General features: G+C 79.6%; 1 protein-coding gene. It reads right to left on the reverse strand.

Translation table 11 applies throughout. The annotated features are described in order from the left end of the window. On the reverse strand, nucleotides 1–392 hold a 392-nt coding region (locus G3I60_RS44265; protein WP_275419244.1), incomplete at both ends, for a TIGR03089 family protein.

Genomic DNA, 392 nt, shown 5'->3' on the forward strand with positions numbered 1-392 from the left:
CCACCCGCTCGTCGGCGACCCTGCGGGCCAGCCCCTCCTCGGACAGCCGGCCGGCGTTGCGGCACAGCACGACCGAGCCGCCGGCGGCCAGGGGCGCGTACAGCCCGGCCGCGAGCCCTTCCCAGGTCTCCCAGCCGAGCCCGGACAGGACCCGGTCGCCCGGACCGAGGCCGAGGCGGGCCGCCTCCGCGCGGGCCTCCTCGACCAGCTGGGGGCCGGTCAGCTCGCGGCCGGCCACGGACAGGGCCGGCTCGTCGGGCTCCACCGGCGCGAAGGGCGCGAACCGGTCGCCCTGCCCGGGTACCTCCACGGCGTAGTCGGCGAAGCCTTCGGGAGCGTGCGGGAACCGCCCGCCCAGGGGGCGCAGCGCCAGCGCGATCCGCTCGCCGGAG

The sequence above is a fragment of the Streptomyces sp. SID13666 genome (genome assembly GCF_010548325.1).
In the GTDB taxonomy this organism is placed as follows: Bacteria; Actinomycetota; Actinomycetes; order Streptomycetales; family Streptomycetaceae; genus Actinacidiphila; species Actinacidiphila fildesensis.